The sequence below is a fragment of the Bradyrhizobium sp. Kon10 genome, from assembly GCF_055807395.1.
Genome location: NZ_JBVVOZ010000024.1, coordinates 1 through 21758 on the forward strand (window position 1 = coordinate 1; position 21758 = coordinate 21758).

The following is a 21758-nucleotide window of genomic DNA, read 5'->3' on the forward strand; positions in this document are numbered from 1 at the left end:
AAACTTGTTCGTCGTCTTGCTTGTCATGGCTCCATCCTCTCAGGAGTTGGAGCCTCCGGCAAACCCGGGGCGGTTCAAGACCCTGGTGATAAGGACGTTGCTGCATGACTTCGGTCATGTTGTGCTGTTCGGTGCGCATACGTTCTATCCCTGCCGGCGAGAGCAGCCGAGCACCATCCAATTCTCCACCTCTTGCGACGACGCCGTAGATTCGTGCGACCGCGCGTGCGTTTCCATGACCATTGGCACTGGAGATCTCGGCTTCACGCCAAGCCTTGGAATTGAGGGTTGTCGGCCAAGGCTCATCAGGATTCTGGGCAAACGCTTTGCCGAGCAGCGTGTCGGGCTCCTTGTCCTTGATGGCGAACAGTGTGCCCTCCAGGACGGGCTGAAGCTCGGCGCATCTCTGCTGATCGGCTTCGGACAACCCTCCGATCTGGTAGTCCGCCTTGAGCGGCACTGCGATTTCCTCCCGAAAGAAGCGGGCCATGGTCTTGCCGGTGACGCGTCGGCAGATTTCGCTGAGCAGGAAGCCCTGCGTATGAATGTGGTAACCGGCCTGCTTTCCGGGCTCCCACAGCGGCGCCTGCGCGGCAAGTGCGCTCGTCATGGCTTCGCGATCGAACATTGCCCCGCGTGGCAGCGCTGCCGTGACCACGGGTAGCCCCGCACGATGATCAAGCACAAAGCGAACCGGAAGCTTCTCTTTGCCATTCTGTGCGAATTCTGGCCAATACTCGGCGACGGGCGCATCGGGATCGACGAGACCGCGATCGATCAGCATGTTGAAAGCGATGCCGCCGATGCCTTTCACCACCGACATCATGCACACAATCGTGTCGCGCTCCCAGGGCTGGGTGCAGGCGGCATCTTTCCAGCCGCCCCAGAGATCTATGACTGTTCTTCCATCCTGGGCCACGCTGAAGGCCGAGCCGACCTCGTCCTCACAGCGGTAGTTCTCGATGAAGGCATCACGCACATGTGCGAAACGAGGCTCGCAGGAGCCGTGAATGGCAAACGTCTTGCCACGAGCTTGCACAGTTGCAGTTTCCATCTCCATGAGCTGTCCTTCCGACGCGTTACAGCACCTTGTGGCCAACCTCGTCCGCGAACCGGTGCGTGGGGCCCGACCAGACGATCTGTCCTTGTTCAAGTAGGTGAATCGAATTGGCGTGACGGAGCGCGAAGGTGATGTTTTGCTCCGCGATGAATAGAGACAATTCCCCGGAGGCCCGAAGCGTCTCGATCGTTTCCGAGATCAGATCCAGGACGACAGGTGCAAGTCCGAGAGTAGGTTCATCGATCAGGAGCAGTTTCGGCTTCATCATCAGCGCGCGGCCAATGGCGAGCTGCTGCTGCTCGCCGCCGGACAATGTTCGCGCTTGCTGCTTGCGGCGCTCGGCGAGCCGTGGGAATAGCGTCTCGACGAAGGCAACCGTCTGCCGGAAATCGGCCGCTGACAGATGGCTGCCGCCCATTCTGAGATTCTCGAAGACGGTCATGTCCCCGAAGAGTTCACGTTTCTCCGGACACAGCACGATTCCTGATCGGGCAATCTGATCGGCCTTTTCCGGTATGGCTTGTCCGCTAAATCGGATGGTTCCGCTGCTGCGGACCAGTCCGCAGACCGCATGGAACAGGGTGGACTTACCGGCGCCATTGAGGCCAACGATCGCGGTCACTGCACCTCGCCGAGCCGCTAGGGATACCTTGTCGAGGGCGATGGCCTGGCCATAACGAACCGAAAGATCCGACACCTCGAGGATGGACTCGGAGGTAACGTCATCGGTCGCGACTATCTTGTCAGTCGCGCGAGATCCAAGATAGACGCTACGAACCTGCTCGTCCGCGAGCACACGATCCGGATGATCGTCTGCGATCTTGGACCCGCTGCTCATCGCGACCATGCGGTCGACTAGCGCATGCACGCCTTTCACATTGTGATCGACTAGGATGACCGAACGTCCCTCGTCGCGCATCGCGCGGATCAAGACCGAGAATTCTCGAACTTCCATCGCGCTGAGACCGGCAAAAGGTTCGTCGAGCAGCAACAGCTTTGGGTGCGCAGCAAGGGCCTTGGCTAGTTCGAGGCGGCGCAAATCGGCAAACGCCAGCTCTCCTGGTAGCCGGTCCGCGGCCTGCGCAAGGTGAACTTGCGCCAGGATGCTTCGCGCTCGCGCCATGAGCTCGGGGGAGAAGCGAAAATTGAACATCGTGTCGGGAAGCAGCGCGAGCAGGACGTTTTCCAGAACCGTCTGTTGCAGGAGCGGCCGGGAATGCTGAAACATCATGCTCATCCCCGCACGAGCAATCCTGTGCGGTGGCCAGCCCGTGATGTCGGTGTCAGCGATCCGTATCGTGCCACCGTCGATGCGGTGGATGCCCATCAAAAGGCTGAGCAACGTCGATTTGCCTGAGCCGTTCGGTCCGATCAGGCCTACAATTTCGCGCTCACCAATGGCGAGGTCCACGCCGCTCACGGCAAGAAGACCGCCAAAGCGCTTGTGTAGAGCCGTAGCCTCCAGAAGCATCACCGTGCTCTCCTCTTCAACTTCAGAAGTCCGAGGAGGCCGTTCGGAAGAAACAGGAGGACGAGTAAAGCGATTACAGCGACGACCAATTCACTTAACCGGCCGAATGGGCGCATATATTCGCCCAGCACAATGAGAAAGACGCCGCCGATGGCCGGTCCGATGATGGTTCGCCGACCGCCGATGATGGCCGCAATGATGATCTGAACCCCGACGGAAGCATCGACAAAGACGTTCAGCGACGCCGTTCCCATGTAGAACGTCATCAACGCACCAGCTAGGCCCGAAAACAGCGCGCTGTAGCAGAATGCCGTGAGCTTGTATTTGACGATACTGAATCCCATTGCCTGAGCGTTCAATGGATCTTGCCCGATAGCCTGGAGGATCAGGCCGAAGGGCGACCTGGCGACCGCGATGATCATGATCGCGCTCAGCACGGCGCAGCCAAGAGCAATTTCGTAGTTTGCAATTGGACTGAGAGCGAGGACCTCAGGCACAGCGATGCCGATTTCCCCGCCGGTCTGATGCGAGAACAGAATGATCAGCTGGCGAAGAATGAGCACCGCCACGAGCGTGACCAGGCCGAAATAGGGTCCGCGCAGTCGCAGCGCTGGAAGAGCGAGGATGACGCCAGCCGCGACGGACATCATCGCGCCGGCCAGAATGCAAACCCAGGGCGGAGCGATGCCGTTGCTGTTGAGCATCGCCGCGGAATAAGCACCGACGCCGATCAGGAAGGTAGCACCGAAATTCGGTTCGCCCGCGTAACCGAACAACAGGTCCCACCCCATTGCGTAAACCGCGAAGAAAAGGCCGAGGGTGAAGATGCCAATCGCGTATTCGGAAACGCCGAGAAAGGGGAGAGCGATTAGGCACGGGATCGCCAGCCACAATAAATTGGAGTTCTGTCCTGAAGAACGTTTCAGTGCGGATGGAGATGACACTGTGACGTGATCCATGAGGTTACCTGCGCCCAAACAGCCCCTGAGGACGGAAATAGAGCACCACGACCAAAATGATCAGCGATGGCAGGCTTCGCAGGGATGGCCCGGCAAGGTAGGCCGTCGCCGTTTCGATGTAGCCGATGATGTTTGCCGCAATCAGCGATCCCGTGACGCTGCCAAGGCCACCGAGAATGACGATGGAAAAGGCGGTTGCGGTGAGTTCGAGGCCGCCGGTCGGCGATACGCCATGCACCATCGCGATCAGGACGCCCGCGACACCCGCCAGCAGACCGTAGATCGTCCAGACGCCTCTGTGGATCGAGTTCAGATTGTATCCGCAGAGCACCAGGCCACGAGGATTGATTGAGGCCGCGAGCAAGGAGCGACCGGACTTGCTGAAGCCGACATAGGCCCATAGCGCCGCAAGAAGACCCCACGAGATTGCCGCGACCAAAAGGCTCGATACTGGGGTCCGCACCCCGAAAATGTTCACCACACCACTCACGATTTGAGACACGCTTACGGACACGTCGCCGAAGATGTTGGCGAGCGCTTCCTGAAGGACGATCGTCCACAGCAGAGTGCCAACCAGCATGAAGACGTGTTCATCGGCTTCCGAGAGTCCTGACAAGCGTCGGATCGGACGAACGATCAATGAGTAGGTAAGCAGGCCGACGGCGACCCCCGACGCTACGCCGGACAAGACGATCGCAAGCGGCCCAAATGCTGAGCCAGCCACGTACCAGGCGACGATGCCTGCCGTTGCCAGAGTGGTGCCGTGTGCCAGGTTGAGAATTCCGCTCACGCCATACAGCAGCGTAAAGCCCGTCGTGGCCAGTGCGTAGATGGCGCTAATGAGAAATCCGCTGATGAGCAGTTGCATCAACATGCGATGAGCGATCTCGTTGGCCGCGCGGCCGCCCTTGGCGAGCCGCGCGGGCGTTCAGGTGAACAGATTACTTGGACGCGAATGGAGAGCTGACAACCTTGCCCGTGGCCGCATTCGGCGGCCAAATCGTGACCTGCTTGCCGTCCTGCCACTGAATGCTGACGCCGGTCACAAAGCCGTTGCCGTATTTCATGTCGTGAGTCAGCGGATCGTCGGGCCCCTGGAAAACGATTCGGCCACTTGCGCCGATATAGTCCGCCTTCTCCAGCGCATCGGTCAGCGGATCTGCCTCTGTCGAGCCACTACGCTCGATCGCATCCTTGAGCAGATAGATTGCATCATAGGTGGCGAAGGAGTGCGCCGCAGCGGTCGTGTTGAATCGAGCCAGATAGGCCTTGGCGAATGGAACGGTTTTGGGCGTCAATGGCGAATCTTCTGACGCAGCGGTGAAGGTGACGACGCCGTTCGTCGCCCCGCTGGTTTCCTTCCAGAAGGCGCTCGCGCCCGCTTGCGCGTTGTAACCCATCATCAGGAGCGGCACCTGCTGATTGTGCCATTGCACGACCGGCTTGTTGCCGATGATGCCGACGCCCGTGACGACGACGCTCGGTTTGGCGGCTTCGATCTTCTGGAAGATGGGGGTGAAGTCGCTGGTATCGGTCGCAACCTTGATCGTGTCGACGATCTTCAGGCCGACCGAGGGCAGACAAGTCTTCAGAAATTCGTCGTAGCTCTTGGTCCAGGCCGCATCCTCGGTCAGCAGCACCGCACTTCCATAGCCGAGTTGCTTGACGCCGACATCACCCATCGACTCGCAGACGCCGCGCGCCGTCGAGCTCGCCGGAAGGATCGATCGGAAGACATACTTATAGGCCGGATAATTCTGCTTCACGAGCAAGCCAATCTGATCGGCGCCAGCTCCCGTCACGATGTAGGGGACTTTGAGGCGCGCGGCCCATGGGGTCAGGGCAATCGCGATCTCACTCAGGAACGTGCCGACGATCGCCTGGACCTTGTCCTGCTTGACCGCGCGCTGAAAGGCCAGGACCGCGTCGCTCGCCGAGCCCTGATCGTCGTAGCTGATCAGCTCAACCTTGCGTCCCTTGATGCCGCCCGCAGCATTGATCTCCTCAGCCGCCAGGGTCGCTCCGTTGAGAATGGCGGCGCCGTTGATCTGCGCGAACTTGGCCATGATGCCGATGCGCACAGGCGCCTCCGTCTGAGCGTTTGCGCTTGAGAGCAGCCCGCTCAGGGCGAGGCCGACCGCCGTCCACTTCAGTTTGGCGGAATGCATGTGTCCCTCCCTACGTTCTTTTCATCCCTCGGATTGTTCCAAGTTTGCGCATATTGTATGATAGTCTGTCAATATCAATTAGGAAGGCGAGGGATCATGGAGCTATCTGGTCACACCGTTCTGGTGACGGGTGCGGGTCGCGGGATCGGGCAGGCGGCCGGCGAACTGCTCGCGGCGACCGGTGCTGCGGTCGGGATTGCCGACGTAGTCGGAGACAATGCGACGGAGGTCGTGCGCCGAATCCGCGACAGTGGTGGGAACGCCGTGCCGCTGGTCGCCGATCTCGGCACTGCATCCGGCTTCGCTGACGCTGCCGCGGAGCTTGCGCGGTCTTTCGGGCATGTCGATGCCGTGATCAACAACGCGATGTGGATCCGCTATGAGCCGATTGACCAAGTCTCGGTCGAAACCATGGACCGCATGCTGGCGATCGGACTGAAGGCTCCGATCTGGGGCGTTCAGGCTCTCCTACGTCATCGTGACGCCGCGCGCTCCGCCTCTATCATCAATCTCGCTTCGCCCGCCGCGGATCAGGGTTACGCAAACACCGCGATGTATGCGGCCGTCAAAGGCGGCGTTGTTGCTCTGACGCGAGCGCTCGCGGTTGAGCACGGGCCGAGCGGCGTTCGGGTCAATGCGGTGGCACCCGGTGCCGTGCCGACGCCGGGTGCGCGCGCCATCGTCGACGAGCATGGCTATGAGATGCCGAAGAACAAGACTCCCTTGCGCAGGTTGTGCACCGAGCAGGACGTCGCGCGCGCGATGCGCTTTTTGCTGACTTCCGAAGCAAGCTTCATCACCGGCGAGGTCCTGCACGTGGACGGCGGAATCTCCGTGAGTGCAGGCTAGCCGGCAGCATAAGAAGAGAGCGCCGGCGCGAGTTCGCAGCGCTAGGACCGGCGCGACTTGCGTTTGCTGGAGCCTTTGCCCCGCCCCGATTCCGAAGGGCTACGCTGAGCTTCGAGTACGGCGAGGGCTGCTTCCGCCGCATTCTCGATGTGCCTCACACAGGTGTGCCAGGCTGCTTCCGCATTGCGGGCCTCGAGAGCTGCCACGATCTCGCGGATCTCGGCGATCGATGGTTCGGCTCGCGATGGATTGGAATGGGACGTGGAGCGAAGCTGAGAGACGCGAGTGTGAATGATGCGGAGCATGTCCGCCACGATGGGGTTGCCGGATCCCTCAAAGAGGATGCTGTAGAACTCGGATTTCGCCCGCTTCAGGCGTTGCGGTGTATAGTCCGTGTAGACCGAAGCGAGTTCGTCGACTGCCTTCTTGAGGCCCGCGATCTGGTCCGGGCTGGCTCGCCGCGCAAACAACCGAGCCGCCAGTCCTTCGAGCACGGCGCGCACCTCATAGATCGAGCGCGCCATCTCCGGCGTGACGACAGAAACGATCGAGCCCTTGTTGGGCAAGGTCGTGATGAGCCCGGCCGCCTCCAACTCGCGAAGCGCTTCGCGAATGGATGTCCGGGACACTCCCATGCGCTCGCATAGTTCGCGGTCGATGAGGCGCGCGCCCGGCAGGAACTCTCCGAGCTCAATCGCCTCCTTCAAGCGTTCGACAATTTGGTGCCGAAGCGTCGGAGGTGTGGCAACGCGCAGCGACGGCACGTGCGGGCTCGGGGCTTCCGCCGTCTGATCCGCTTGCCGCCGCTTGGTGGGCCGATCCATCACAAACCTCAGATTCGCTCCAAAATCACCATACGGGAGGCGATTTCGGCTTGCAACACGTTTGAATGATTGTCATTCTGTATGACAAATATGAGGAGACCGGTCTATGCCAATGCAAGAGGCGCTCGAAGACATCTTCAAAGAGGGACTGAAGCACAGGCGGGAAGTCCTTGGGGCTGAGTATGTCGACAAGTCTTTGGAGAGTGCCAACGACTTCATGATGGCTTTCCAGAGGATCACGACGGAGTGGTGCTGGGGTTACGCCTGGAGCAGGCCCGGCCTCGATCGTCGGACTCGCAGCCTGCTGAATCTTGCGATGCTCACTGCGCTCAATCGCGCCCCGGAGATAAAGCTGCACGTGAGAGGGGCGATCAACAACGGATTGACGGTCGAGGAGATCAAGGAGGCTCTTCTTCACGCCACCGTTTACTGCGGTATTCCAGCCGGGCTCGACGCCTTCAAGGCGGCCAACGAAGTCCTGACGCAGATGGGTGCATTTGCTCCCGAGGGAACGCAAGCAGCTGAGAAGGCACCATGAACCCGTCAATATCGATTGGATTTGTCGGCCTGGGGGCCATGGGATGGCCGATGGCCGCGCGGCTTCTGGCGAAGCACCAGGTCCTTGTGTCCGATATCGATGCAACTCGGGCGGCGAGCTTCAGCGAGCAGATTGGCGGAAAGCACGCGCAATCGCTGATAGAGCTCGCCGCGGCATCGGACGTCGTCATCACCATGCTGCCGACTAGCCGCGAGGTCGAAGCGGTGCTGACAGGTGCCGGTGGCGTGCTGGCCCACTGTCGGAAGGGTACACTTATCGTCGAGATGAGTTCGGGAGCGCCGGCGCAGACGAAGCTACTTGCCCAGCGTGCGGCGGAAGTCGGATGCAGCCTCGTCGACGCGCCGGTCTCCGGCGGCGTGGCAAGAGCCAGAACGGGCGAATTGGCGATCATGGTCGGCGGTCAGGCCGCTCACGTCCAGCGGGCCGGTCCGGTGCTGGAGTTGATGGGATCGACCGTCCTGGAGACAGGACCAGTGGGCAGCGGCCAGGCGATGAAAGCGCTCAACAATCTCGTGTCGGCCTGCACCCTGCTCGCAACGATCGAAGCGGTCAGGATTGGCGAGCGAGCTGGGCTGGATCCCGCCCGCATGGTCGATATCCTCAACGTCTCGACCGGCATGAGCAATTCGTCGCTCAAGAAGATGCATCAGTTCGTGCTGTCTCGAAAGTTCGATTCTGGGTTTGGTCTCGATCTCATGGTCAAGGATCTCAACAACGCGAAATCCATAGCAAACGACCTCAATTGTTCTGCATCCCTGTCCGACTGCTGCATTCAGATCTGGAGCGAAGCCGCATTGACGCTCGGTCGCGGTCAGGATCACACCGCGGTGGTGAAGGCAATCGAAGCAAGAGAATCGGCGACCGCTCGCGCATAGGCTTGTCGGGCGGGCAACATGTTGCGCGATGGCGACCACGAAATCGAAGGCGCAGGAAAACGCCTCGTCCGCCAGAGGGCCTGGGCGGACGAAACAGTCGTCCTCAGTGGAGGGAGGAGAATCGCAGCGACGCTGACTTCAACGGAGGAGGGCGACACCGCGCGGTCATTCAGAGACCGGACTGAGGGAGCGGAACGCGCTCGCATACGCAAGATGCACAGGCGGCAAATTCGCCGCAAATCATTCGAGAGTTGTCCGTCCCCGCTCTGGTGACCAGCGAGGGGACGGACAAACTTCTGGCGGCCTTCTTAGGCGGCTTTGGCCTTCGCCACATGGGTCGCGATCGCGTCCATCAGGGCCGGCGACAGGCAGTCATAGGGCTCGAGGCCGATCTCCTTCAGCCGCGAACGGATGCCGGCCATCTGCTCGGGCTTCACGCCCGATTCGATCACGGAGGAGACGAAGGCGGCGAATTGCGGCGCCTGCGAGCCCTGCTCCTGGAACAGTTCGGGATGGATGAAGTCGAGGCCGTAGAACGGATGGTTCTTGTTCTCGATCCGGCCGTACATGTGGGTGCCGCAGGCCCTGCAGGCGTGGCGCTGGATCACCGCCGAGGCATCGACGATCTGGAGCTTGTCGCCGTTCTCGAGCACGGTCACGTTCTGGCGCGGCACTACGGCGACGACGGAGAAGGTCGCGCCCTGCGGCTTCCAGCATTTGGTGCAGCCGCAGGCATGGTTGTGGGCAACGTCGCTCTTGACGCCGACCTTCACCGGGTGGTCGCTGCATTTGCAGACCAGCGTGCCGCCGGCGAAGCTGCCGCTGCCTTGCTTGATGCCGTTGTCGATCGAGGGATGGAGAGCAACAGTCATGGGTCGATCCTCCTTGTTGTGACGTTTTCGAGCTAGAACACGACGACTGAACGGATGGATTTGCCCTCGTGCATGAGGTCAAAGCCTTTGTTGATGTCCTCGAGCTTGAGCACGTGGGTGATCATCGGATCGATCTGGATCTTTCCGTTCATGTACCAGTCGACGATCTTCGGCACGTCGGTGCGCCCGCGCGCGCCGCCGAAGGCCGTGCCGCGCCAATTGCGGCCGGTGACGAGCTGGAACGGGCGGGTGGCGATCTCCTTGCCGGCCTCGGCGACGCCGATGATGATCGAGGTGCCCCAGCCGCGATGGCAGGCTTCCAGTGCCTGGCGCATCACGGTGGTGTTACCGGTGCAGTCGAAGGTGTAGTCGGCACCGCCGTCGGTGAGGCCGACGAGGTGCTGAACGATGTCGCCGGTGATCTTCTTCGGGTTGACGAAGTCGGTCATGCCGAACCGGCGACCCCATTCCTCCTTGGAATCGTTGATGTCGACGCCGATGATCTTGTCGGCGCCGGCCATCTTGGCGCCCTGGATGACGTTGAGGCCGATGCCGCCGAGGCCGAACACGACCACGTTGGAGCCCGGCGTGACCTTGGCGGTGTTGACGACTGCGCCGACACCGGTGGTGACGCCGCAGCCGATGTAGCAGCTCTTGTCGAACGGCGCGTCCTCGCGGATCTTGGCCACGGCGATCTCGGGCAGCACGGTGAAGTTCGAGAAGGTCGAGCAGCCCATATAATGGTAGATCGGCTTGCCCTTGTAGGAGAAGCGGCTGGTGCCGTCGGGCATCACGCCCTTACCTTGCGTGGCGCGAATCGCGGTGCAGAGATTGGTCTTGCCGCTCAGGCAGCTTTTGCACTGCCGGCATTCCGGGGTGTAGAGCGGAATGACGTGATCGCCCGGCTTCACCGAACTGACGCCTGGGCCGATCTCGCGGACGATGCCTGCGCCCTCGTGGCCCAGGATCGACGGGAAGATCCCTTCGCTGTCGAAACCGTCGAGCGTATAGGCGTCGGTGTGGCAGATGCCCGTCGCCTTGATCTCGACCAGGACTTCGCCGGCCTTCGGCCCTTCCAGATCGACTTCGACGATCTCAAGCGGCTTTTTGGCTTCGAAAGCGACGGCGGCACGTGTCTTCATCGTAAACTCCTCAAATTCTCATAGGGCGCCAAGACTTAAGTCTCAGCCGGGCCCCAAACGTTCGCTTCTTGCCCATGCACGAGTCCTTGGTATCGGCGTCGCTGTTGTCCTCGTGTTGACCCGGATGGGCGCGGCCCCATGCCTTCAACGCGGGGGTAATGCCACGATTGCTTCCACCTCAAACAAGGCTGCATCGGCTGCAAGCCGGGAAACCTCTACGGTCGTGCTCGCAGGAGGTGCGGCGGTGTTGACAAAGGAGTCGCGTACCTCGCGCAAGATCGGCAATTGTGCCCGAATGTCGGTCAAATAGTGATTGACCTTGATAACGTCCGCAAAAGTTGCGCCAACAGAGTCCAGAGCGGATTTCAAGTTCTTGTATGCCTGCGTGGATTGAGCCTTGAAGTCACCTGATTCACCGGCGAGCTTTCCATCAGGCGTAAGCCCTAATTGACCAGCTATGAAGACGAGCCGATGTGGTCCCGAAACCTCGACCACGTGCGTATAGCCGGGGCCCTTCGCAATGGTTGGTGGATTGGAGAATGCATTCTCCGCGTGTGCAAATGGAGCAGTGGCCGCCGCGATTACAAACAGTGGGGCAAAATTCAAAGCTAGACGCTTTGCTCTTTTGAACATTGTGGACTTCCTTTTCTATTGAGTGTTCGAGCAGCGATAACTCTTGCGAACGGTCTTCCGATTCAGGGTATCCCTGAACATTCGTCTGACCTCGTGCGTCGCGACATGCTGTCGTCCGTTCCCTGCTTGAAGCCGCGTCGGTCGCCGCACCGCATCGGAAAGATCAGAACTGCCGCTCCGGCAGTCTCAGCACGATGCCGTCGAGCGCGGACGTGACGTGGATCTGGCAGGACAATCGGCTGTTCGGCAGCCGTTCAGTCGCGGTGCCATCGAGCAGCGCGTCCTCGTCGTCGCCCATGTCAGGTAGGCGCGCGAGCCAGCTTGGGTCGACATAGACGTGGCAGGTCGCGCACATCGCGTTGCCGCCGCATTCGGCCAAAATGCCGTCGAGGCCATGGCGGGTCGCAGCCTGCATGGCGCTTTCGCCGTAACTGGCCTCGACGCGCTCGGACTTACCGTCGGGATGGATGAAGATGATGGCGGTCATAAAACTCCTCGTCAAGCCGGGGTGATGGTGACAGGCAGGCTATCGAGCCCACGCAGCGTGTTGTTGAAACGGCGCTTTGGCTCGCCCGATATCTCGATCCTTGCGATCCGCTGCGCCAGCGCGGTCAGCATTACCTCGCCTTCGAGGCGGGCGACGAGCTGGCCGACGCACATGTGGATGCCGGAGCCGAAGCCGACATGGCCGGAGGTTCGGCGGGTGATGTCGTAGCTGTCAGGCTGGTCCCAACGCCGCGGATCGCGGTTAGCGGCCCCGAGGAACATCAGGACCTTCTCGCCTTCACCTATGCGCTTGCCGGATATTTCGACTTCACGGGTTGTAGTCCGGAAGAAGGTCTGAACCGGGCTTTCGAAGCGGACCGCCTCCTCGAACGCACTGCGCGCCAGCGTCGGATCCTGGCGCAGCAGCTCAAACTGTTCGGGAAACCGCGCGAGGCAATAGACTGCAGCCCCGATTCCGTTGACAGTGGTATCGATGCCGGCCGAGAGCAACGCTCGCGCGAGGAGCGGCGCCTCCGCTTCGGTAATATCACCGCTATCGACCCGCGCGTGGATACAGCCGCCGAACCCCTCCGGCGCCAGGTTTTCGCGCTGGCATTGCTCATGCACATAGGCCTGATGCGGCGCCGAGCGTTCGAGCGCGGTTTGACGTAATTCATTCGGCGGGCCGAATGCATTGAACCCCACCACCGCATAGGGCAGTAGATGTTCGCGACCCTCCTTTTTTAGACCCATTGCATCAGGAAAGACCGACATCGGGAAGTCTTCCGCCAAGTCGGAGATCGCATCAAAAGTCTTCAGTGCAATCAATTCGTCGACTTTGGCGACGGCCGCGGCCGTGAAGCGTTCGCGCAACCGCTTCACAACACTTGCCGATAGCACCTGATTCAGAACCGCGCGCGTCCTTGTATGCGCCGGTGGATCGGCCTCAAGGATAATGCTCTGCGGACGCCACGGCTTCTCCTTAGCGAAATCGCTAAGGCCCACGCCGCGGCTCGAACAGAAAGTGAGCGGATCGTTCAGCACGGTGCGCACCTCGTCATAGCGCGCCACCGCATAGACGTTCCACTTGTCGAGATACACGACTGGTCCGGCCTCCCGCAACAGCTCATGGGCCGGATAGGGATCGGAAAAGAACTCGTTGGAGAACGGATCGACGACCAGATGCGGGATATCTGTGTCGGCCGACGGAGCCGAATCTGTCGCATTCATTTTGACCTCCCGAAGTGCGTTGTAGGGGCGACGCTGAGGTCTCGCCGAAATGATGGACACCTATCGTCAAGTTCCACGGATGTGCTCTCGAAGTTGGTTGCCGCTGTAAGGGTGAACCCCTGTCGATAGAGCATATTACAAAAAATACTCTTTGAAAGAAAGAGGTAATATATATAACGTTCGCTCAAAGAGCGCCCGTTCGGCTGAGCATGTCATGTGATCGTCGGGAGGCGAAACAGTCCTCCTCAAACGGATAAATAATGCCGGGTTGGCGAGTAAGGGTAGCGAGATGAAAAAGATCACCCAAACCGCGTCGCATTGGGGCGTGTTCAACGTGGAAGCAGACTGCGGTGAAATCCTGCGCACGATCCCGTTTTCGAAGGATGCGCGCCCAGCCAGCTATGTGGGTTCATTGCCTGAAACCGTTCAGCATGAACTAAGGATCGATCGGCCCTACGTCCGTGAAAGTTATCTTCGGCATCGTGAGAAAGCACCGCGCAACCGTGGTGGCGAAGCGTTCGTCCCGGTGTCATGGGAAGTCGCGCTTGATCTGATCGAAAATGAGCTTCGCCGCGTCAAGGATCGCTACGGCAATGAGGCGATCTACGGGGGGTCCTATGGCTGGGCCAGCGCTGGCCGCTTCCACCATTCTCCCAGCGTTTTGAAACGCTTCCTTGGGCTGTTTGGCGGGTACGTCGATAAGGCGGGGAATCACAGTTTCGGCGCGGCAATGCATATCATGCCGTATGTCATCGGTAACGGCGATATTCCTTCCCAGGCGGTCCCCTGGTCCGAGATGATCGAGCATACCAGACTCGTCGTCATGTTCGGCGGAAGCGCTCTTAAGAACACCCAGATCGATTCGGGCGGCACGGTGGTGCACGATGTGGAGGCCCGCTTTGCTCAAGCCAAGGCTCGTAACATTCGCTTTATCAACATCAGTCCGTCCCGAGACGATGCTGCCGCCTCCCTGGGAGCCGAGTGGTTGCCCATTCGGCCGAACACCGACACTGCCTTTATGCTCGGCCTGGCTCATACGCTGGTCGCTGAGGGTCTCCACGACCGCGAGTTTCTCGCGCGCTATTGCGTCGGGTTTGAGCGTTTCGAAAGCTATTTGCTAGGTCGGACGGACGGTGTGCGTAAGGATGCGTCGTGGGCCGCAGCGCTTACGGGGATTTCCGCCTCGGTCATCGCTGGGCTCGCCCGCCGTATGGCGGAGACGCGCACATTGATAAATACGAGCTGGTCGGTGCAGAGAGCTGATCATGGCGAGCAGCCGGTGTGGATGACCGTTACTTTGGCTGCAATCCTCGGACAGATTGGGCTTCAAGGAGGCGGGTTCAGCCTGGGTTTGGGCGCGACCAGCAGCATTGGAATGTCTTGTCTTCCGGATATCCCGCGGCCGACTCTTCCGCTCGGGCCTAATCCCATCCGTGCTCACGTGCCTGTTGGGCGTGTCGCACATATGCTGCTCAATCCTGGCGCCGAGCTGCAGTACAACGGCAAGGTCCTGAAACTCCCCGACATCAAGCTGATTTATTCGGTGGGCGGCAACCCGTTTCATCACAATGCCAACCTAAATCGCTTTCTGGAGGCCTGGCAGCGGCCGGAGACGATCATCGTCCATGAGCCGTGGTGGACCCCGCCAGCACGGTTTGCCGACATCGTGTTGCCGGCCACGACGACGATGGAGCGGAACGATATCCTGGCTTCGGAGCGAAACAGTTTCTATATCGCCATGCATAAAGTGATCGAGCCGGTCGGCCAGAGCCGAAACGATTTCGACGTTTTTGCAGAGTTGTCGGCTCGCTTGGGCTTCCATGATGCTTACACGTGCGGCCGGAACGAGATGGGCTGGCTCCGCCACATGTATGAGGGCGCCCGGAAAATCGCGCAAGAACGGGGCTATTCACCCCCTCCGTTCGATACGTTCTGGGCCGATGGATCTTACGAATTTCCCTCGCTCGAACGGGATGAGACATTCCTGGGGGCATTCCGTTCGGATCCCGAAATGAACCGGCTTGCTACCGAGTCTGGCAAAATCGAGATCACCTCCGCGCTCATCGATACTTTCAATTATGAAGATTGCCCGGCTCATGCGACCTGGATTGAGCCAGCGGAGTGGCTCGGAAGTGACAAGGCCGGTCGATATCCGATCCATCTTCTTTCTCATCAGCCGACCGCACGCTTGCACAGCCAGTTGGATATGTCTTCGGTCAGCCGAGCCTCCAAGCTCAACGGCCGAGAGCCCATCAGCCTGAGCTTTGAGGACGCAAAGGACCGCGATCTGGCCGAGGGCGATCTTGTGCGTGTCTATAATGATCGGGGTGCGTTCATAGCCGCAGTGAAGATTGTGGAGAGCCTCCGATCAGGGGTCGCTCAGATGGCGACCGGCGCTTGGTACGATCCCTCTGAACCTGGGAAGGTCGGCTCCCTCGAAAAACACGGCAATCCGAACGTCGTGACCGACGACAGGGGCACGTCACAATTGGCACAGGGCTCCGTTGCGCAGACCGTGCTCGTGGAAATCGAGAAATGCCTGATTGTCCCCGCGGTGACAGCATTTGATCCGCCGAGGATCACCGAACTCGCGCTGCGTGATTTCCAGATCGGAAGCTCCAAAACACATAGGTAGTGATCCGATTGGCGAAACTGGAGCCCGGCTCACGCTGAGACATTCGCGGTGAATGACACGGACATCCATTGGCGACGGCCGGTAGGGCGAACGTACTCCAGGGCGGGTGAAACTGCGATGGTGCGGAACGACGATGGATGGTGTGGTGCTACCGTCCGTCGTCGCGATGCGAGTGGGCTTTCGGTCTAGTTGGAAGGAGCGAGCCATGTGGGTCTCGGAGACAAACCCCACCATTCCCGCTCATGGGACGGTTGCGGAAAGAATCCGCGCCGTTCGAAGCCGATTGTCGCCGTCGGAGCTTGCGGTCGCGAGCGCGATCATCGATCGTTATCCGACAGGTGGATTGGTTCCAATTGCGCAGCTTGCAGCTGATGCCGGCGTGAGCGGCCCAACGGTGCTTCGCCTCGTTTGCAAGCTTGGCTTCGAGGGATATGGCGAGTTTCACGCCGCGCTTCGGGCCGAGATCCAGGAGAGAATTTTCTCACCCGTTGATGTTTATCCCGCGCCGAGCGGTGACGGAAGCGAACAAGAAATTACAGCGCGGGCCCAAGCTGCGTACTATGAGTGTCTCCAGGCGACACTGTCGCAGCTCAGCGAGAGCGAGCTGAAATCGGCCGTATCGGCCTTGTCGGACGCCGAGCGGTCCGTCTACGTGTTGGGAGGCAGGGTCAGTGGGATTCTGGCTTCACATCTCTGCACCCATATGTCGCTTTTGCGGCCGCGAGTAGCCCATATTGGTTCGAATGGGTTCGTGCGAAGCTGCGGCATTGCCGACTTGGGGCCGACGAGCGTCGTCGTTGTTTTCGATTATCGGCACTATCAGGAGACGACGGTCAACTGGGGGGCTGAGGCAGCGAGGCGCAAGGCCCATGTCGTCCTATTCACGGACCATTATTTATCTCCGCTTGCTCAGCATGCGACGTCTCTACTCACGTGCAGCACCAGGGGCCTTGATCCGTTCGATTCTCTCGTCGGTGCCTTAGCTCTGACCGAATTGGTTGTCGCAGAGGTTGCTCGCGCAATGGGTGCTCCGGCGAAGAAGCGCTTGACCGATCTGCGTGCCTTTCAACAGGACAATGAGAGTCGTCTTGAAGCTTGATCCGGTTCGGGCGGAAATGAATGGCGTCTGACGATCACTGCCGGGTTCAAGGTGTGCCGTCATTACGGGTCTGCGAAGGCTGTTGCCACTCGAAGAGGCAACTAGGTATAAAAATTACCTCTTGCAAGAAAGATGTACAATTTATAACATTGCAATGCTGGAGGCATAATAGTCCGGCCTCGTGACAATTTGGCTCGCGCCAGAGAGAATTGCATTGACCGATCTTGCTTCAAGTGACCTCGACGCAATCTATCCCAAGCCGAATCCGCGCGTGCTCGCAAAGGCGTGGTCATCGCTGGACAAGCACGCCCAGAGATTCATCGGAATGTCCCCGTTCTGCGTGATCGCTACGACGGGTGCAGACGGAAGTGCCGATGCATCGCCGAGGGGTGGCAATCCAGGCTTCGTTCATGTCGAGAGGCCCAACCTGCTGCTGATGCCGGACCGCGCAGGCAACAACCGCCTCGACAGCTTCAGAAACATCGTCGAAGGGAGCGGTTTTGTGCACTTGCTCTTCTTCGTACCGGGGATCGATGAAGTGCTGCGGATCAACGGCAAGGGTGCCGTCACCACCGACCCGGTGCTCCTGAAGCGGATGATCGAGTTTGGCAAGGAGCCGCGCGCGGTCCTCCGAATAGAGGTCAGGGAAACCTACTTCCATTGCGGCAAGGCCGCGATGCGTTCGAAGCTCTGGTCGGACGAGGCTTGCGTCAAGCGGTCCAGCTTCCCGAGCATCGGTGAGATCAATCATGACCGGACTTCGCTCGGCGAACCCGAAAGCCAGGCTGTCGTTGAAGCGATCTACAAAGAGCAATTGTAAATGGTTAGTTCAAGCTCGGATCAGAATTACGAATTCATCGTCGTCGGCGGCGGCACGTCTGGTTGCGTCATTGCCGGGCGGTTAGCCCAGGCGGGGCGCTCGGTCCTGCTACTTGAGGGCGGTCGTGATGACGACACCTCGTTCATCCACATGCCGGGGGGCTTCGTCCGGTTATTTACGAGTGATCGGGTGGTGGCCTATCAAACCACGCCACAGACGAATGCCGGCTCTCGGACCTTCTTTGTCCCGCAAGCCAACACGTTGGGGGGCGGAAGTTCGGTCAACGCCATGATCTATATCCGCGGCTCGGCTGAAGATTATAACGAATGGCGAGAGCTCGGGTGCGATGGCTGGGGCTGGGATGACGTCTTGCCGTTTTTCAAGAAGTCGGAATGCAACGACACGTTGTCCGAGCCCTATCACGGCATCGACGGCCCCATCAAAGTCAGCAACCCCTGGTATGGGATCTCGACCAATCTCGCCTTCATCAAGGCTGGGCAGGAGATTGGGCTCCCTTTCAATCACGATTTCAACGGTCAGCGACAAGAGGGCATCGGCTTCTACCAGTCGACATGCATTAAGGGCCGCCGTAGCAGCTCAGCCGTAGGTTATTTGTCCCCGCGAAGACTTCATCCAAAACTGACCGTGCGGACCAGTTGCAAAGTGCTCAAGCTCATCACGGCGGGGACACGGGTAACTGGCGTCGTCTATCGTGGAAGAGACGGTGTCAGGAATGAAGTGCACGCTGCGAGAGAGGTCATATTGGCAGCGGGAGCCATGGCCTCGCCGAAGATCCTTCAATTGTCAGGAATTGGACCTGCATCGCTGCTGAAGGACAAGGGTATCGAAGTCGTTCACGATGCGCCCGAGGTTGGGGAGAATTATCAAAACCACGTCGAGGTGCCCCTACATTGCCGGCTGAAGGACCCAATCAGCCTGTTTGGCCAGGACAAGGGCTTTGCTGCGCTAAAGCACGGTCTGCAATACACGCTGTTTCGAAGCGGTCTGTTGGCCTCCAGTATCGCTGAGGCCGGCGCGTTCATCGATACCCAGAAGACGGGCAGGCCAGACGTTCAGCTCTATCTGATCCCCTCTTTGTTTGGTTCGCCGGAATGGCCCGCGCCTCCGGGCCATGGTGTTTCGATTTGCGTGCAACTGCTGCGGCCAAAATCGCGCGGCTCCGTCCGACTGAGCAGTGCGGCGCCGGATGACCCCGTGGTTTTTGATGCGGGCGCATTGGTGCATCAAGAGGATGTCGACACCATTGTCCGCGGCATCGAGGTCGCGAGACAGATAATCAAGGCGCCGTCTTTGGCACGAATAGCCAGCGGAGAGATCTATTCCTCGCCCGATGGCGAAGAAGATGCGCGAAATCCGGAAGGGTTCGTGCGGAAGTATACCCGTTCGGTCAGTCACGTTGCAGGTACCTGTCGTATGGGGTCGGACGCGCGAGCCGTTGTCGATGTGCAGCTTCGCGTCAATGGACTGTCCGGACTAAGGGTCGCTGACGCGTCCGTCATACCGAAATTGGTAAGCGGCAACACCAACGCAGCAGCGACGCTGATCGGCGAACGGTGTGCGGATTTCGTCCTTCGAGGTCTCAACTAATTGTTGCTGGACCGTGAGCTCGCGCGTCGCGGTGAGAATTGATGGCAGAAGCGGGACGGCGCACATCGCCGGTGCATGATGACGGGGTTAATCATTTCGCGTGTCGCGGTGGTAACAAAACTCGTATTGGCGGTTGCCTCGGCAATCTCAACTGTCGATGCGGTTCATGTGTATTCGCTTCACCAGCCGCAATCGCCGCTTTGGTGCTGAACAAGGATGGGCTGCAATCCATGACTGTTTTTGCCAACTTGTGTTTACAGGACTTGGCGTGCTGACGGTTACCAATCAGATCAAGGCGGCGCGGGCGCTGCTGGATGGGATCAATTCGAACTATGTAAACGGGCTAGAGTGTCTATATCGACTATCAGGCGTCTTGAAGCCTCCGAAGGCTTCATTGAAGCTCACTATGGCACTGTCGTGAAGGTTTGCGATGCGCTGAAATGTGCGGGCATCCACTTCATCGATGGTCCGAATTATGGAGTTCAGCTCACCAAAGGGGACGATTCGCTTTGACTGGTCGACCGCTTCTGCACCGCGTGACCGGAAGGAACGACCGAAAGGCTTTTCTGGCGGGCATGTGGGAATGGAGCGGCTGCTATCTCCGCTATCGTCCTCGTTCGCGATCCGGACCGTGGCGGTAGGGAGACCCCCGAGCAGAGGTCGCGATCTCGCTGCCATTCCTTGTATGGCGCTGCTTGCGCATCGATGTTGCGGGGACCGGTACGCCATGGAGAAGCGCGCCGCTCGCCTACACGTATGCCGGCGTAGGTCAGGACATCGCGGTCGCTCTCGCGAAGCTGAAATAACTGGCGGCGCCTCAGCCCGCACATCGAGCAAGCCGTGAGGAGAGCCTGGATCGGAGGAAGAGACTGAGGAGGCCGACCGCGACCCGTCGCACCACGTCGAGCAATACGAGGCAGCAACAATTCTCTCGTGGTCTGTGCGGTGAGAAATGAAGTGGCACAGTACGAACGCAGTGAAATCAAAGTAATTATGCGAGGTATAAAATAGATCAATCCAGATATTATTCTGATCATAAGTGATATTACTGTCGTATTATTATAACGACTTGCAAAAATGCGATGCTAATACCTCCACTCATCTTGAGGTACGCGATCTCGCGGACGATGATCCCTCGATCGAACGAGGCCGCTCCTTGGCCGTTCGTTTTCAACCTCGGGGGACTTTGATGCTGGACTTCATTCGGACAATAGCGGTCACGACTTGCCTGGTGGCCCTAACGGCTGGGACAACTAAATTCGCTGCCGCGGCTGATCAAGATAAGCCGCCGCTAACCAAAGCGTTGAAGGCGCCTTCGAAACCTGCCGATCTGCCGTTCTTCTTCATCATCGACGATCGGGTAACATATTCTTGGATGCCCAAAGGTGTTGATCCGGGCATGTACAGCATTCGCCCGGACGGCTCGATCAACGGCACGACCTCGAAGAGCGTCTATTCGTTCACCCACTTCGATGCATGGCAGTACGGCACCAACTTCCTGACCATTTCGATGCTCAAGTCGGGTCACAACGATCCCGCCAGTCCGTGTGTCGCACCTGGGGTTACAATTACCGGAGGTGCGGCAGATTGTGCGGGTGCCACGGAATTCTTCGGTCTGCTGCGCAGCACCTTTGGCTTCAACGAAATCTTCAACACCAAGGCCTTCAGTATCGGACCCTTGCGCAATGTTTCGTTGGAAGTCGGGGCCTTCGGGGAAACGACCAACACGTTTCTAGCTCCGAACAGTCGCCAGTTTGTCGCTGGTTTGCAGTTCGCGTTCGATCTTCCTTACAAAGGCTTCTTCAACGTGGCGCCGTTGGCATACAAGGAATACAATCACATCGCCTTCACTCAATGCGGTCTGTTTGGTCCAGGCGTTCCCGGCGTGACCTGCCACGCCGACGGCAACGTGGAATACAAAACCACATGGGCGATCGAGACGAACTGGTACATGGACTTGGGCTTTCTTCCCGAGAACATGCAGTTCTTTTCTATCAGCGGCCGCGCGGCCTGGATTGGACCGAAGGGCGACGCGAATGGTCTGCCGGCGCTCTCCGGTATCGGGCGTTTCAGCACTGCAACCAAAATGGAGTTTAACAGCGAGCCAATCCGCCTGACGTTCGACGCCGGCAAGGCCTTCATGGGTCCGAAGCATGCTCACGCTGTTGATCTCTGGGTGGCCTACCGCTATTGGCAAAACGTGCACGGTCTTGACCGTAACGCAGCGCCCGGCGTCTGCACGGTCGCCGCGTCCGGTCAGAGCACTAAGAGCTGCACGGAATCGACAGTCTATTCGGGCGTTACAATAAAGTTCTGATCCTCGCTCCCGTTGGCCATAAGTAACCTCCATGGCCGAACTGAGCGGGAGGTCTTTCCTCGGGGCAACCCTCCCGCTCTTTTTCCTCATCTACGACGGACTCGCTACTGATCTTCCTGAAATTCGAGCGTCGCTCGAGCACGTCTGGCGG

20 protein-coding genes are annotated in these 21758 nt (G+C 59.4%); 9 read left to right on the top strand and 11 right to left on the bottom strand.

What is annotated here, in order from left to right:
• From AC0L2O_RS26650 to AC0L2O_RS26670, 5 genes are all read right to left on the bottom strand, one after another.
• Window positions 1–1060: serine hydrolase domain-containing protein (locus tag AC0L2O_RS26650; RefSeq protein ID WP_473371800.1), on the bottom strand; the 1060-nt coding region annotated here is incomplete at its 3' end.
• A gap of 19 nt (window positions 1061–1079) precedes the next feature.
• Complete coding sequence (locus AC0L2O_RS26655) at window positions 1080–2531, bottom strand: ATP-binding cassette domain-containing protein (protein WP_473371879.1); 1452 nt, start codon at window positions 2529–2531, stop codon at window positions 1080–1082.
• Window positions 2531–3490, bottom strand: a complete 960-nt coding sequence (locus tag AC0L2O_RS26660; RefSeq protein ID WP_473371801.1) for a branched-chain amino acid ABC transporter permease — start codon at window positions 3488–3490, stop codon at window positions 2531–2533. Before AC0L2O_RS26660 ends, AC0L2O_RS26655 begins: the two co-directional genes overlap by 1 nt.
• Before the next feature lie 4 nt (window positions 3491–3494).
• Window positions 3495–4364 carry a branched-chain amino acid ABC transporter permease gene (locus AC0L2O_RS26665; protein ID WP_473371802.1) on the bottom strand — a complete coding sequence of 290 codons (870 nt, stop codon included), beginning with the start codon at window positions 4362–4364 and terminating at the stop codon, window positions 3495–3497.
• Between the two features lie 67 nt (window positions 4365–4431).
• The gene (locus AC0L2O_RS26670) at window positions 4432–5658 is read right to left on the bottom strand and encodes an ABC transporter substrate-binding protein (RefSeq protein WP_473371803.1); all 1227 of its coding nucleotides are present in this window, start codon (window positions 5656–5658) and stop codon (window positions 4432–4434) included.
• A gap of 96 nt (window positions 5659–5754) precedes the next feature.
• Here AC0L2O_RS26670 and AC0L2O_RS26675 point away from each other — a divergent pair, with 96 nt between their 5' ends.
• Entirely contained in the window at window positions 5755–6507 is a 753-nt protein-coding gene (locus AC0L2O_RS26675) for an SDR family NAD(P)-dependent oxidoreductase (protein WP_473371804.1), read from the top strand.
• Between the two features lie 41 nt (window positions 6508–6548).
• Here AC0L2O_RS26675 and AC0L2O_RS26680 read toward each other — a convergent pair whose 3' ends face one another.
• Entirely contained in the window at window positions 6549–7331 is a 783-nt protein-coding gene (locus AC0L2O_RS26680; RefSeq protein WP_473371805.1) for a GntR family transcriptional regulator, read from the bottom strand.
• A 106-nt stretch (window positions 7332–7437) separates the two neighbouring features.
• Here AC0L2O_RS26680 and AC0L2O_RS26685 point away from each other — a divergent pair, with 106 nt between their 5' ends.
• Together AC0L2O_RS26685 and AC0L2O_RS26690 are read left to right on the top strand one after the other, a co-directional pair.
• Window positions 7438–7869 carry a carboxymuconolactone decarboxylase family protein gene (locus tag AC0L2O_RS26685; RefSeq protein ID WP_473371806.1) on the top strand — a complete coding sequence of 144 codons (432 nt, stop codon included), beginning with the start codon at window positions 7438–7440 and terminating at the stop codon, window positions 7867–7869.
• On the top strand, window positions 7866–8765 hold the full coding sequence (locus AC0L2O_RS26690) for an NAD(P)-dependent oxidoreductase (protein WP_473371807.1): 900 nt from the start codon (window positions 7866–7868) through the stop codon (window positions 8763–8765). Before AC0L2O_RS26685 ends, AC0L2O_RS26690 begins: the two co-directional genes overlap by 4 nt.
• 308 nt (window positions 8766–9073) lie before the next feature.
• On the opposite strand, the gene gfa is transcribed toward AC0L2O_RS26690, so the two are convergent.
• The 5 genes from gfa to AC0L2O_RS26715 form a co-directional block, all read right to left on the bottom strand.
• On the bottom strand, window positions 9074–9637 hold the full coding sequence (gene gfa / locus AC0L2O_RS26695) for an S-(hydroxymethyl)glutathione synthase (RefSeq protein WP_473371808.1): 564 nt from the start codon (window positions 9635–9637) through the stop codon (window positions 9074–9076).
• 32 nt (window positions 9638–9669) lie between these two features.
• Complete coding sequence (locus tag AC0L2O_RS26700) at window positions 9670–10779, bottom strand: S-(hydroxymethyl)glutathione dehydrogenase/class III alcohol dehydrogenase (protein WP_473371809.1); 1110 nt, start codon at window positions 10777–10779, stop codon at window positions 9670–9672.
• 144 nt (window positions 10780–10923) lie between these two features.
• Entirely contained in the window at window positions 10924–11412 is a 489-nt protein-coding gene (locus AC0L2O_RS26705; protein ID WP_473371810.1) for a RidA family protein, read from the bottom strand.
• Between the two features lie 163 nt (window positions 11413–11575).
• Window positions 11576–11899: a 2Fe-2S iron-sulfur cluster-binding protein gene (locus tag AC0L2O_RS26710; RefSeq protein WP_473371811.1), complete on the bottom strand. Its 324-nt coding sequence runs from the start codon at window positions 11897–11899 to the stop codon at window positions 11576–11578.
• Between the two features lie 11 nt (window positions 11900–11910).
• Window positions 11911–13128 (bottom strand): cytochrome P450, encoded by a 1218-nt coding sequence (locus AC0L2O_RS26715; protein WP_473371812.1) that lies wholly within the window; start codon window positions 13126–13128, stop codon window positions 11911–11913.
• 289 nt (window positions 13129–13417) lie between these two features.
• Between AC0L2O_RS26715 and AC0L2O_RS26720 the strand changes: the two genes are divergently transcribed.
• From AC0L2O_RS26720 to AC0L2O_RS26745, 6 genes are all read left to right on the top strand, one after another.
• Window positions 13418–15763 (top strand): molybdopterin-dependent oxidoreductase, encoded by a 2346-nt coding sequence (locus AC0L2O_RS26720; protein WP_473371813.1) that lies wholly within the window; start codon window positions 13418–13420, stop codon window positions 15761–15763.
• Window positions 15764–15968: 205 nt separating this feature from the next.
• Window positions 15969–16862, top strand: a complete 894-nt coding sequence (locus AC0L2O_RS26725) for a MurR/RpiR family transcriptional regulator (protein WP_473371814.1) — start codon at window positions 15969–15971, stop codon at window positions 16860–16862.
• A 214-nt stretch (window positions 16863–17076) separates the two neighbouring features.
• Window positions 17077–17682 (top strand): MSMEG_1061 family FMN-dependent PPOX-type flavoprotein, encoded by a 606-nt coding sequence (locus AC0L2O_RS26730; protein WP_473371815.1) that lies wholly within the window; start codon window positions 17077–17079, stop codon window positions 17680–17682.
• Window positions 17683–19290 (top strand): GMC family oxidoreductase, encoded by a 1608-nt coding sequence (locus AC0L2O_RS26735; protein WP_473371816.1) that lies wholly within the window; start codon window positions 17683–17685, stop codon window positions 19288–19290.
• A gap of 166 nt (window positions 19291–19456) precedes the next feature.
• Entirely contained in the window at window positions 19457–19711 is a 255-nt protein-coding gene (locus tag AC0L2O_RS26740; protein ID WP_473371817.1) for a hypothetical protein, read from the top strand.
• Window positions 19712–20479: 768 nt separating this feature from the next.
• Entirely contained in the window at window positions 20480–21607 is a 1128-nt protein-coding gene (locus AC0L2O_RS26745; RefSeq protein ID WP_473371818.1) for a hypothetical protein, read from the top strand.
• Window positions 21608–21758: the final 151 nt, after the last annotated feature.